The organism is Winogradskyella sp. A2 (assembly GCF_046762865.1).
Classification (GTDB): domain Bacteria; phylum Bacteroidota; class Bacteroidia; order Flavobacteriales; family Flavobacteriaceae; genus Winogradskyella.
Genome location: NZ_JBKQXM010000001.1, coordinates 414923 through 428687 on the forward strand (window position 1 = coordinate 414923; position 13765 = coordinate 428687).

Genomic DNA, 13765 nt, shown 5'->3' on the forward strand with positions numbered 1-13765 from the left:
TTTTAATTATGAAAACTTTAATCAGATTTGCTATGGTATTTTTGCTTGTGTCTAGTTTTGTGTCTTGTGATGAACTTGACGAGCTCACAGAAGTTGATTTTGATACAACACTTAATGAAAATGTTGCTGTTACTGTGCCTGCTGGTGAGGATTTGGTTTTAAATGAAACCATGCTCATAAATATGAGTAACAGTGATACTGAAAATTATATGGATGTTCTTCAAAGTGTAAGAATTACTGAGTTTACCTATCAATTAGTTAACTTTACAGGAGATCCTAACGGTACTATTGTCGGAAACTTTGTCGCTGATGGTGTTGAATTAGTAAGTCACGATATGGTGGTGAAACAAGAAGTTGATGCAGGAACTGTATTTGCAGTTACAGATGTTGCATTATTGAATTCTATTGCTTCAAAACTTAAAAATGGTAACAACGTTGCTATCGGTCTCGCCGGAACATCTACATGTGAAGATGCAATGAACTTTACTATTGCTGTAACGATTGAATTAGACATCACAGCTGATGTACTGTAAAAAATTAAATATGCTGTAATAAAAAACCACTTCATTTGAAGTGGTTTTTTATTTGGTTTAGAAAGATTTAATCTTCATTCTTAGCAATAATAAATATTTATAAAAATTCATTCAAAATCAAAGACCTCATTATCTAATTCTATTCGTGTTCTTAATTTATGAATTTTCTGATGCATTCTATTGAAAAACAACGACCTGTCTTTTTCGCCAGCATTTACCAAAAGTTTAGAAATACTCATTTGCTTTTGAAAAAATTCAAACATCAGTTCGCAAGTGGGTTGATGCTCAATTTTAAAATAGCTTATCACAGTAAAGGGTGTAAAGAATACTTTTTGGTAAGGTGTTTTTACCATGATAGTATTACTCATAGTATGAATATCATTGATGTAAAGCTGGTAACTCGATTTATTTTTAGAACCTATTAGTGATTGTTTGATGGCCTGTTCTTCGATGTGTCTAATGACGTCTTCAATATCTTCACAAATAAGTAAGGCTAGTTTTTTAGAAAGCATACCAGCTTCAAAATAGTATAGTACTTGTTGTAGTGTTCCGTTTATGGTGGTATTATTCCAAATTTCTGTAATATTTATGTCTTTGTAGACTTGGCCCAATTTAAATGCACTGCTTAAAAGTGAATGAGGGATTGTTTTAATAAAATCATCGAAAGAAACCTTATTCTTTGTCATATTTGTATCAACATCTTTGAGCCAAACATAAATCTTATAACGAGATAAGTAAGAGTCCTTTAAAGTGTGAAACAATGGAATGTCTTTTGCCGAATAAATTATTGAGGAATTCTTAAGTTTGGTTAATGGAAATACACTGCCATAAGATTGTTTTAGCCATAACTCTAATCCTTCTTTATTATGTATTGGAGGTGATAAATCCGCAAGAATGGTATTAGTATTACCAACTTCATATAATTTGTTGAGCGATATTTTATAATGTTTTGCAAGCTTTACACTTTCTTCTAGCGACATATTAGTTTTTGAGTTAATTCTTCTATAAGCCGCATCATAACCAATGTCTAGAACACTAGCTATTTCTTCAACAAATGAAGTTTTATCATCGGTTTTAGCTTTTATGTAATCTATAAATTGTTTTTGCATATTTTAAAAATATATTTAATCGATACTCTAATATTTTGTAAATATTACAAAAAATAATAATCATTATGAGCATTTTGGTCAATTAAATTTCAATAATTGCAAAGTAGATTTGTTGTGATAAGGAAAAAGAATAATGTCATGAAACATTTACAATTCATTTTGCTATTATACAGTTTTACAGCGCTAGGGCAAAACGGTTCAGATTCAAAATTTAGGTATAATGCATTTTCAGTTTCACCATTAGAGATATACACTGATGAAATCTCTTTTGGCACATCCATAAGTTTAGATATTAACTTCAAATGGAGTAAGAATATTTTCACTTTTTCAACTTCGTTTTTACAGGAATTTGCAATATGGGGACCTGGAGATTATTATTTTCAATTAAATACGATGTTTGGAAGAGAGCATGAGATTGCAAATTGGCTATTTATTGATACACATACTGGCATTGGATTATTTTATCGAAATGATAACAATGCGAGTCAAGTTGATATTGGTATTCCTTTACAACTAAAATTAAGATTTAAAATAGGTGAAAGATTTTCAATAGGATTACGAGTACAAGCAAATTGGAACTCAATTAGGTCTTTATACACTTATGGATTGCTACTACAATGGAATAAAATCAAATAATTATGAAAACAAATATTAAAACTAAAAAAGGAATTGCCCTGATGTTATTAATGCTAATTTTTGCTCATAGTTGCAGCGTATATAAAAACAAACCGGTTAGTTTACGAGAGGCCTCTCAGCAAAAAATCAAGGTAAAGGTCAAAACAAAGTACGATAAGAATCTTATATTCAAACGTATCGAAAAAGTTGGTGACACTTATTATGGAGTTACAAAAAAAAGAGGAGAATTTATAAAGACTAAACTTGAGGAGAATTCAATTAATAAGATTGAGATTAAGGACAAAACAATGTCCACTATTTTTACTATTGCTTTACCTATTGGTATTATTACCGGATTAGCGTTTATACTTCAAGATTCTTTTAAATGGAAGAATAATTCAGTTTCAATTCCTCTGGCACAGAATTAAAAACAAAAATGCCTTCTTAATTAAGAAGGCATTTTATATTTATCTACAAGAATTCTTATTCTTTCTTGTCTTCTCTAGGCTTTCTGTCATCTCTGCGATTATCACGTCCTCTATTATCACGTCCACGATTATCTCTACCTCTGTTGTCTCTGCCACGATTGTTATCTCTTGGTGGTCTAGCAACATATCCTTCTGGTTTAGGTAAAATTGCTTTACGAGATACTTTCTCCTTACGTGTTCTAGAATCTATTCCAAAGTATTTCACATCAAACACATCACCCATGTTTACAACATCAGATACATTTTCTGTACGTTCCCATGCTAATTCACTTACGTGTAATAGAACTTCGTTACCTGGTGCTTCTGTATATTCAACAACAGCTCCAAAGTCTAACATCTTAATCACTTTTACTTCATAAACGCTACCAACTTCTGGTTTAAATAATAAAGAATCGATTTTTGCCATAACTGCATCGATACCTTTACTACCAACTCCAAGAACTTCAACAACACCTTCTTCTGTTACAGGATCTTCGTTGATGACAATAGTTGTCTCAGTTTCTTTTTGTAATTCTTGAATTACTTTACCACCAGGACCGATTAATGCTCCAATAAATTCGTTAGGTATACGTCTAGTTACCATTGTTGGTGCATGATCTTTAACTTCGGTGTTTGGTTCAGCGATAGTGTCGGTTAATTTTTCTAATATATGTAAACGACCTTGACGTGCCTGTTTTAATGCATTAACCAAAATCTCGTACGATAAACCTTTTACCTTTATATCCATCTGACAAGCTGTAATACCATCAGCAGTACCTGTTACTTTAAAGTCCATATCACCTAAATGATCTTCATCACCTAAAATATCAGAAAGTACAGCATACTTATCACCTTCAGAGATTAATCCCATAGCAATACCAGAAACAGGTTTCTTTAATTGAACACCAGCATCCATTAAAGCCATAGTACCTGAACAAACAGTTGCCATAGAAGATGAACCATTAGATTCTAGTACTTCAGACACAACTCTTACAGTGTAAGGACAATCTTCTGGTACCATTCCCTTTAATGCACGTTGTGCTAAGTTACCATGACCAACTTCTCTACGAGATGTTCCACGGATAGGTCTTGCCTCACCAGTTGAAAATGGTGGGAAGTTATAATGTAAATAAAAACGCTCTTCCCCTTCAAATGATGGCATATCTATTTGATTTGCTTCTCTACTTGTACCTAGAGTTACTGTAGCTAATGCTTGAGTTTCTCCACGTGTAAAGATTGCAGAGCCATGTGTAGATGGTAAATAATCTATTTCGCACCAAATTGGTCTAATCTCATCAGTCTTACGACCATCTAAACGCAACCCTTCGTTTAAAGTTAGGTCTCTAATGGCAGCTTTTTGTGCTTTCGCCACATATTTATGAATTAATTTTCCTAAATCACCTTGCTCTTCTTCAGAGAATGAATTAAAAACTTCTTCTTTAATTTCACTAAACGCAGCACCTCTTTCGTGTTTTGAAGATCCGGCTTTCGCAATGGCATATGTTTTATCATATACCATATCATGTATCTTAGTTGCTAAATCTTCATCAGATCGCTCTGGGTCATATTCACGCACATCTTTCTTACCTACAGCTTCAGCTAATTTCATCTGAGCAGCACACTGTAGCTTAATAGCTTCGTGAGCAAACTTAATTGCTTCAGCCATTTCTTCTTCAGAAATCTCATCCATTTCACCTTCAACCATCATTACTGAGTCAGCTGATGCTCCGATCATCATATCAATGTCAGATTCTAGTAGCTGGGCTCTTGTTGGGTTGATAACAAACTCGCCATTGATACGACCAACTCTTGCTTCAGAGATAGCGCATTCAAATGGAAAATCTGATAGCTGAATAGCTGCAGAAGCGGCTAAACCAGCCATTGCATCTGGCATTACTTGGTCATCATGAGACATTAATTGTATCATCACTTGAGTTTCGGAGTGATAATCTTTTGGGAATAGTGGACGTAATACGCGGTCTACTAAACGCATAGTTAATACTTCACCATCACTTGGTCTTGCTTCTCTCTTAAAGAATCCGCCAGGATAACGACCTGCGGCAGCAAACTTTTCTCTATAATCTACTGTTAAAGGTAAAAAGTCTACATCAGCTTGATGATAATTGGAAACTACTGTACATAATAACATACATTTTCCTGATTGAACAACAACAGATCCATGTGCCTGTTTTGCTAATTTTCCGGTTTCGATTGAGATTTCTCTACCGTCACCAAGGTCAATGACCTCTCTGTAAGTCTTTGGAATCATAAAATTTTAATTCTTAAAAATTGGATATAATTATTGATTTAAATCAATAATTTCCATGTTAAACAATGGTCGTTGTGTTGTTGTGTAGTTGTTGTTTAGACCAATGAAAAACTATAAGTAGCTTCTTCAATTCTAATTTTAGACTCTTAAGAATGAGTGATGTAAAAATAAAAAAACCACGCCAAAGCGTGGTCTTATATATTGATTATTTTCTTAATCCTAGTTCTTTAACTATTGCACGATATCTTAAGATATCTTTCTTAGTTAAGTAGTCTAATAAAGCTCTACGCTTACCAACTAACTTTACTAACGAACGCTCTGTATTGAAATCTTTACGATTGTTTTTTAAGTGCTCTGTTAAATGATTAATTCTGTGCGTAAATAACGCAATTTGTCCTTCAGCTGAACCGGTATCATTTTTTCCTTTACCGTATTTAGTGAAGAGTTTTTCCTTTTTTTCTTTAGATAAATACATTCTAATATTATTGTAAATGATTGTTATGTACTTTGAAAGTCTCTCTTTCAGGGCGCAAATATAGTGTTTTTTTGGGATTAGTTATTTTTTTTGTAACTTTTCTATTGGTAATTAAGAAGTTAGTTATCAATCCCCTTATTAATTGAACGACGCTTTCAATATTAATCCTTTAAAAACAAATGGATGAAAGCATCTCAGCTTCAAAATAATCTTGAAGCCAGCAACGACTTTTTAGAGCGTATTTTTAACAATACATACAACGGTATTGCCTTGGTTAGTCTTTCTGGTAATTGGCTTAAAGTAAATGATGGTGTTTGTCAATTATTGGGTTACAATAGATCTGAATTATTCAATATGGACATAGATAATATTGTCTTTATTGAAGATTTAGGGGTACATGAAGAAAAATATGAAAAACTTGTCTTAGGTGAAATAGATAAATATAGAGTTAAGCAACGATATTTCCATAAAGATGGTTCTGTTATTTCGGTGTTAATCTATGTGTCACTTGTTTACTTCAAGGAAGGTAGACCACACATGATTTGGCAGTTTAACAACATTACCAAGCAGGAAAAGAACAAAGCAAAGCTCAGAGCAATGCTTGAAGTGGCAAAAGAACAAAATGAAAGGTTAACATCATTTGCAAGAATTGTTACTCATAATCTTAGATCGCATTCAGGAAATTTATCTACAATTACTGAGTTTTTAGAGGAAGATTTTAAGGATATAGTGAATAATGATAATTATAAATTATTAAAAAATGCAGTAGAAAGTCTTCAGGAGACTGTTTCTCATCTTACAGAAGTAGCCAAAATAAAGAAGACTGATGAAAGTGAAATGCAAGCTTTGAATCTCTATGATTATGTACAAAAGGCCATGTATAGCATTATTGCAATGGCACAAAATGCAAATGCAGTAATTTATAATGAAATTGATGAAGATGAGATGGTCTTATCTGTACCAGCATATTTAGAGAGTATTATTCTTAATTTCTTAACCAATGCCATAAAATATAGATCTGAAAAAAGAGTACCAGTTATTGAATTAAACTCAAGAATAGAAGAGCAATTCATCGTTCTAAGAATAAAGGATAATGGTCTTGGAATTGATATGAAAAAGTATGGAGACAAAATTTTTCGGATGTATAATACATTTCATCAAAACAAAGATTCCATTGGTATAGGTCTTTTCATTACAAAGAATCATATTGAATCCATGGGTGGCAAGGTTGAAGTAATCAGTGAAGTAGACAAGGGAACTGAATTTTACGTGTATCTGCCAAAAGCATAATATTTTTATCGAATTAAACCTTTTTTAATTTTTGTGGTCTTAACACTATATTAACAATAAAAAAGTAATCATGGAAAATTTTAATGCATTTAAGAAAGGGGTTTTAAGCCTTATGGTATTAGGTTTAGTATTTACCTCTTGTAGTAAAAACGATGAAGCCACGGAAACCAGTAACGAAGTAGAAGATACTCTTGAAGTACAACGTTCAGCAGAAATTGATCAAGTTGACAATATTTTGGGTGATTTAATTATTGATGCTTATGAAGGACAAGAAGTAAGCGAAGATGGACGTGGAACGTACACCGGTGATATACCTGAGTGTGTAACTATTACAGTTGTTGCCCAACAAGGATATAGACAGGTTACATTAGACTTTGGTTCAGAAGGTTGTCTTGTAAACGGACATATTTTAAAAGGACAAATCATTTTTGATTACACCAGAGATCCAGAAGCCCAGCAAATTTCTATTAATTATAATTTGGTAGATTTTTATTTTGATGATAAAAATGTAATTGGTAGCCGTTCTATTTTAAAAGAATTGTCTAATGATAATGGTAATCCGCAATTTACTCATGACTTAGAAATCACAGTGATTTGGCCAAGTGGAGTTCAAGCCTCAAGAGAAGGTACTAGAATAAGAGAGTGGGTAGAAGGATTTGGTAGCGGTATATTCAGCGATAATGTATTCGAAATCACAGGAAATTGGGCAGCTACATTCGTTAATGGGAACACACATACTTATGAAGTACTAATACCATTACGTAGAGAAGTTATATGTGCGTATTTTGTTAGTGGATCATTTGATGTACAGCGCACAAACTTTGGAGGAATATTTGATTATGGTGAAGGAGATTGTGATAACCAAGCAACATTTACCTTTAATAATGGACAAGAAATTAGTATAACCTTGAATTAGTGGTTTATTTAGGTTGATTATAAAAAAGAGCTACAATACTGTGGCTCTTTTTTTATTTTAATTTTTGAAAAACTTTTTGGAAAAGTTTCCATTATCCGTTTTGAGTCGAATGATATATAATCCAGAAACTAATTCTGATACGTCTATTGTATTGTTGGATGATGCCTTAAGATTAATCTGTCTTCCTTTTAAATCAAAAACAGAAATGTTTTTAACTTCAACATCATTACCTAAATTAAAATTAAGGATATCTGAAGTTGGGTTTGGAAATAAATTTAGCTTATTAGGATTTAGTCCAATGTCTTCAATACTAAGTAAGCTTTGATCTAATGCTTCATATAAAATAATGGTTTCGTTGACAATATTGCCTAAGAAATCAATATCAATAACATTGGTTGAAGTTCTAAAAACCAAACTGCCATCTGAATCATCATAATAGTAATAATTGATTTGGTCTACAGTACCAATGTTAAATATACCAGCAACAACTAACGAAATATTTAATTCTGTTTTAAGTCTTGTGACATCTCCACTATAAGCTCCTAAACCAAAATCGTTTAAATTTAAAGTGCCGTAAGCATCCACGTTTGTATTCATTGTGCCTGAAAATGTGCCTACTACATTGGTGCCATTGGCGTTACCAGTAAATTCACCACTAGTAGGATCTGAATTTGAAAAATTGAAGCTTAATGGGAAAGTACCTAAAGTAGCATTATCATTGAATACCAAGGTTAAGTCACTGCCTTGTTCTGCACCTGTTAACGAAATTTCTCCAGAATTATCTCTTATAAATATTTTACTAACTATTGGAGGCATACCTTCAGTAGTGATATTTAGTACCTCTGTTGTATTTGGGTAAAAAGAGAGATCGACTGGTGTTGGTGCGACATTTGTGTCTGTATTAGTACCAATTTGAGATAGTGTTGTAAAATCCCAAGTTAACTCTGATCCTGTTGTACTTTCATCAATTGGATTTGTTGAATCGATAATAGCATATTCTGTTTCTAAACTATTAGCAAATTGATTAATTGGTGCTTGAGCAATCGAAAAAGATGTAATTATAATAAATAAAATCAGTAGATTTTGTTTCATGTTTAAAGAATTGGTTATTGATGAATTACTAAGTTAAAGTAAATAATTCAAGTATAAAAAAAGACCTCGTTAGAGGTCTTTTTTTAATTTCTTAATGGTTGATTTTTAATTAAATCTATATAGAGATTTATTTTTCGTTTTAAATCTTTTCTATGTGATATAAAATCTAGGAAACCATGTTCTAATAAAAATTCTGAAGTCTGAAATCCTTCAGGCAATTCTTGTCCTGTAGTGTCCCTTACAACCCTTGGTCCTGCAAAACCAATTAATGCTCCTGGTTCGGCAATATTAATATCACCTAACATAGCAAATGATGCAGTTGTACCGCCAGTTGTTGGATCTGTACATAATGAGATATAAGGAATTTTTGCTTCTGCCAATTGCGCTAGTTTGGCTGAGGTTTTAGCCAGCTGCATAAGTGAGTAGGCTGCTTCCATCATACGAGCTCCACCAGATTTACTTATAATCATAAATGGGATTTTCTTCTTTAAAGCATAATCTGCGGCACGTGCTATTTTTTCACCTACAACACTACCCATTGAACCTCCAATAAATGAAAAATCCATACAAGCTATAACTAAATCTTTACCCATAGATTTTCCCACTGCCGTTCTTACCGCATCTTTAAGCTTTGTTTTAGCTTGTGCGGCTTTTAAGCGTTCAGGATATTTTTTGGTATCTTCAAATTTTAGTGGATCTCTTGAACCCAAATTTGCATCTAATTCATTGTACTTATTATCATCAAAAAGAATTTCAAAATATTCATTACTTCCAATTCTTACATGGTATCCATCTTCTGGGCTAACATAAAAGTTTTGCTCTAATTCTTTAGTGTCAATTATTTTACCAGTTGGAGATTTATACCAAAGACCTTTTGGAGTATCTTTCTTTTCCTCAGTTGTAGTTTGTATTCCTTTGTCTTTTCTTTTAAACCAAGCCATATTGATTTATTCTTTTAGGGTTTCGATTTTAGATTTAAAATATTCTTTAATCGAAGGTATTAGTTAGTTAGTTATTTTGGTATTACAATACATGCAAAATTACCATATTATTATTAATCACAAAAAAATGAATGTTAACATCCTTCTTGCTATGAAAAATAAAAAACCCATTGAAACTAATTTTTTTAATTTCAATGGGTTTGAAAGTTTAATTTGCAACTATTATAATGTATCTACATTATTTAAGTCTTCAAATGCTTTTTTAAGTCTAGTTACAAATGCATCTTCACCTTTACGTAACCAAACGCGTGGATCATAGTACTTTTTATTAGGTACATCATCGCCATCAGGATTCCCTATTTGTTTTTGTAAATAGTCTTTATTTTCCTGCACATAGTCTCTAACACCACTCAAGAAAGCCCATTGCATATCTGTATCAATATTCATTTTAATTACACCATATCCAATTGCTTCTCTAATTTCTTCAACTGTTGAACCAGATCCACCATGGAAAACAAAATCAATATGGTTATGTTCAACACCATATTTTTTAGTTACATATTCTTGAGAGTTCCTTAAGATTTTTGGAGTAAGTTTTACATTCCCAGGTTTATAAACACCGTGTACATTGCCAAATGCAGCAGCGACTGTGAATTGATCGCTTATTTTACTTAATTCTTCATAAGCATATGCTACTTCTTCTGGTTGTGTGTATAATTTAGAATCATCAACATCTGTATTATCAACACCATCTTCTTCTCCACCAGTAATACCAAGCTCTATCTCTAAGGTCATACCCATTTTACTCATACGCTCAAGGTATTGCTTGCAGATTTCGATATTTTCTTCGATTGGTTCTTCAGATAAATCAATCATATGAGAACTGAATAATGACTTGCCGGTTTCTTTAAAATGGGCTTCACTAGCATCTAGCAAACCATCTATCCAAGGTAATAATTTTTTTGCGCAATGATCTGTGTGTAATATAACAGGTACACCATAAGCTTCAGCCATTTGATGAACGTGTTTAGCACCAGCAATTGAACCTGCTATAGCAGCTTTTTGGTTCTCATTACTTAACCCTTTACCTGCATTGAACTGAGCACCTCCATTTGAAAACTGGATGATAACAGGTGCATTTAAAGCTTTAGCAGTTTCTAAAACACCGTTAATGGTGTTAGAACCAATTACATTTACTGCTGGCAGTGCAAAACCTTTCTCTTTCGCTAAATTGAAAATATCTTGTACTTCTCTTCCTGTTGCAACACCAGGTTTGATATTATGACTCATATTGTTATAATTGAAAAATTTAGATATCAAAAATACACAATTTTGAAATTTAATTCATCAGATTTTGAAGATAAATCAGGTATAAAAAGCGAAAACGATGTCGTTATAAAATACTTGTTTAGAAAGGATAGTTGATTCCAATATTATAAACGGCATTTCTGAAATTATAATCTCTAAACCACCTGTTATCTAGTTCTTGAGCTGGGTCATAGGTTTTAAAACCAACATCGAATCTTAAAACAAAGAAGTCAAAATCATATCTTAAGCCAAAACCAGAGCCAATTGCAATATTCTTAAGGGATTTAAAACCAGTAAATGTTGCATTTTCATCCTCCACATTATCAAGTACGTTCCAAATATTGCCCACATCTACAAATAACGCACCTCTAAGTTTTCCAAATAATCCAAAACGCTGTTCAGCACTTAAGTGTATTTTAAAATTAGCTTCGTTAAATTCATCCGTCGTATTAGTGCTACCTGGACCCAAATTATAAGCAGTCCATGCTCTATTATCATTTGGTCCACCACCAAAAAAACTCTCAGCAAATGGAATACTGTTAGAGTTGCCATAGGGAATTGCGATACCAGCATAACTTCTAAAAGCAAATATATTATTACGACCAAAATCAAAATACTTCACGTAATCAATTTCAGTTTTAAAGTATTGTGAAAATGCTACACCAAATACCTCGTAATTACCATTGTCGTTTTTTGAAGCACCAAATACCTCAGAAAGATTAGACAATAAATTTCCTGCCAATTCAATGCGCCATTTAAAAACTGAAAAGTCGTTATCAAATATATTTTGACGTTTATCTTTTTTATAATCAAAACTAGATGAAAATATTAGGTTGTTTTCTGTTAGCCTGTCTTTACGCTCATCTATATTACTTACGGATACATATTCGTCATCTTGAGGTGTTAGTGATGTATTACCCGTTAATACATCATCTATAAACACATCTGCAGGATCAAAATTATTTGTAGGATCTTCCAAGCTTTCACTAGGATTAATATAACCTATATCACGGGCGATGTTATCAAGTCTATCAAACGAATTGGTGTATACTCCAAAATAGTTATCCGTATTTAAGTTTTTAACGAATTGTACATTAAATAATTCTACCGTATTCGAAACCGTATTTGATGGAAACCAATTGTAACCAACAATACCAGCAGATGTTTGTTTGTCTAATCCGATATTTTGCTGACTAGTTGCTGATAAGTTAATTATTGTATTGGGAGACATGTATTTAGGTATTATCTTATCAGTATTAAAAGGTGTAAATAGTCTCGGGAGAGTAAGTCTTATATTCCCACCATATTCATTAATATCAAAGAAAGCAGAAGCATCATCTGAGCGATCTTTAGAAGCTCCAATTGCTGCAATTCCCGTTACTTCCAAAGTTTCTGCACCTCTAAAAATGTTCCTAATTTTTAAGCCTGTACTAAATGAAAAACCAATAGTCTGGATATTGCTTTGATTTATTTCTGGGTCAAAACTCAAGGTGTATTTTTTTCTTGGTTCTAAATATATGTTTGCTGTCAGGGTAGTATCCTTCTCATTTTCAACATAATCTATGCTCGGATATCTAAACATTTGTAAATCGTTTAAATATCTAGTCGTTCTACTTCTTGCCAAATCACTATATATATCACCTTTATTAATGAAAACAGCATCAGTTAAAGCATTTGGTCTAAACTTTAGTTTGTTTTTACTGTAAAGTGTATAATCTTTATAGGTTGTGGTATCAGATATGGCTTTAAATCTATTATCAAAATTGTCATCTGTAAAGATGTTAATTTCCTTAATCTTGTAAATTTTAAACGGTCTGGTTATCGTAGAATCACCGCCTCGTATAGACCTATCCGCAATAATTAATTCAGTATTTACCTTGTGATTTGTCCCAATGGTATCTATTACCATCCTTATGTAATCTTGACCGAAATAGTAAAAGCCAGAATTTCTGAGGTAAGTATTTATGCGCTCTCGTTCACGTTCATAATTATCTTCATCGAATTGATCTCCTTGTTTTAAGTAGGATGCTTTACTGAAATCACTGTACAATGTATCAATGGCAGGACTACTAATAAAAGGTTTTATTGAATCTAGCGTATAAGGCTCGTTCTTAACTACTTTGTAGGTCACGTTTGCTCTTTTATTACTGTCTTTGTTCACCTCAAAGTCAACAGTATTATTAAACCAACCTCGCTTTGCATAATATTTATTTAGGTTGCTTGCCGTCTTTTCTGTTTTGTTTTGATTGTATATAACAGGCGCTTCTCCAGTACGTTTCAACCAACTATTAAAGTCTCTCTTTGATTGTATGTATTTATCAAATTGTTTTTTTGATAACAGATTTGTTTTACGTCTTACCTTGTTTGGATTACTTAAGATTTTAGCATCTATTATAGAATCGATATTAGGTCTAGCTAGATTATAGACATGCAATTTTAATGGAAAATTGAAAATACCTTGCATCCCAGAATTAGCCTTCTGAATAACAATGTTGTTAATGCGTTCTTCTTTGGTTTTCTTGTCGTCTTCTAAAATTACATTTTCGGTAACAAGATGCTCACCAGCTTTTACTCTTTTAACAATGTTACAAGAACTTAATAGAGACATAAAAATCACAAAAACTAAAGCAATAGAGATAGTTCTGTATTTTATTTCTACTAAAGCAAGGCAATCTGCTAGTCTCAAAAGTCCTATAGTTAATTTAGATATGAATCTGTTTGAACAAAAATTAGTCCAAAAATGGTTTTCT

Annotated in this window: 12 protein-coding genes; 5 read left to right on the forward strand and 7 right to left on the reverse strand. The window is 32.4% G+C overall.

The features are described from left to right. Positions 1–8 precede the first annotated feature (8 nt). A complete protein-coding gene (locus ACFWV9_RS01750) occupies positions 9–533 on the forward strand; it encodes a hypothetical protein (RefSeq protein WP_411893510.1) in 525 nt (174 codons plus the stop codon). A gap of 107 nt (positions 534–640) precedes the next feature. On the opposite strand, the gene ACFWV9_RS01755 is transcribed toward ACFWV9_RS01750, so the two are convergent. Next, positions 641–1642, reverse strand: a complete 1002-nt coding sequence (locus ACFWV9_RS01755) for a hypothetical protein (protein WP_411893511.1) — start codon at positions 1640–1642, stop codon at positions 641–643. A gap of 138 nt (positions 1643–1780) precedes the next feature. Here ACFWV9_RS01755 and ACFWV9_RS01760 point away from each other — a divergent pair, with 138 nt between their 5' ends. Both ACFWV9_RS01760 and ACFWV9_RS01765 read left to right on the forward strand, forming a co-directional pair. Then, positions 1781–2278 (forward strand): hypothetical protein, encoded by a 498-nt coding sequence (locus ACFWV9_RS01760; RefSeq protein WP_411893512.1) that lies wholly within the window; start codon positions 1781–1783, stop codon positions 2276–2278. 2 nt (positions 2279–2280) lie between these two features. Further along, complete coding sequence (locus ACFWV9_RS01765) at positions 2281–2685, forward strand: hypothetical protein (protein ID WP_411893513.1); 405 nt, start codon at positions 2281–2283, stop codon at positions 2683–2685. 55 nt (positions 2686–2740) lie between these two features. Here ACFWV9_RS01765 and ACFWV9_RS01770 read toward each other — a convergent pair whose 3' ends face one another. Continuing rightward, a complete protein-coding gene (locus ACFWV9_RS01770; protein WP_411893514.1) occupies positions 2741–4993 on the reverse strand; it encodes a polyribonucleotide nucleotidyltransferase in 2253 nt (750 codons plus the stop codon). Positions 4994–5198: 205 nt separating this feature from the next. Further along, complete coding sequence (gene rpsO, locus ACFWV9_RS01775; protein WP_411893515.1) at positions 5199–5468, reverse strand: 30S ribosomal protein S15; 270 nt, start codon at positions 5466–5468, stop codon at positions 5199–5201. A 183-nt stretch (positions 5469–5651) separates the two neighbouring features. On the opposite strand from rpsO, the gene ACFWV9_RS01780 reads away from it, so the two are divergent. Beyond that, complete coding sequence (locus ACFWV9_RS01780; protein WP_411893516.1) at positions 5652–6758, forward strand: sensor histidine kinase; 1107 nt, start codon at positions 5652–5654, stop codon at positions 6756–6758. Between the two features lie 70 nt (positions 6759–6828). Further along, positions 6829–7674, forward strand: coding sequence for a hypothetical protein (locus ACFWV9_RS01785; protein ID WP_411893517.1), 846 nt, complete (start codon positions 6829–6831; stop codon positions 7672–7674). A 57-nt stretch (positions 7675–7731) separates the two neighbouring features. Here the strand turns inward: ACFWV9_RS01785 and ACFWV9_RS01790 are convergent, their stop codons facing one another. From ACFWV9_RS01790 to ACFWV9_RS01805, 4 genes are all read right to left on the reverse strand, one after another. Further along, positions 7732–8766, reverse strand: coding sequence for a T9SS type A sorting domain-containing protein (locus tag ACFWV9_RS01790; protein ID WP_411893518.1), 1035 nt, complete (start codon positions 8764–8766; stop codon positions 7732–7734). Positions 8767–8849: 83 nt separating this feature from the next. Further along, a complete protein-coding gene (accD, locus tag ACFWV9_RS01795; protein ID WP_411893519.1) occupies positions 8850–9707 on the reverse strand; it encodes an acetyl-CoA carboxylase, carboxyltransferase subunit beta in 858 nt (285 codons plus the stop codon). A 222-nt stretch (positions 9708–9929) separates the two neighbouring features. Further along, positions 9930–10997 (reverse strand): class II fructose-bisphosphate aldolase, encoded by a 1068-nt coding sequence (gene fbaA / locus ACFWV9_RS01800; protein ID WP_411893520.1) that lies wholly within the window; start codon positions 10995–10997, stop codon positions 9930–9932. A gap of 118 nt (positions 10998–11115) precedes the next feature. Beyond that, the gene (locus tag ACFWV9_RS01805; RefSeq protein WP_411893521.1) at positions 11116–13701 is read right to left on the reverse strand and encodes a BamA/TamA family outer membrane protein; all 2586 of its coding nucleotides are present in this window, start codon (positions 13699–13701) and stop codon (positions 11116–11118) included. Positions 13702–13765: the final 64 nt, after the last annotated feature.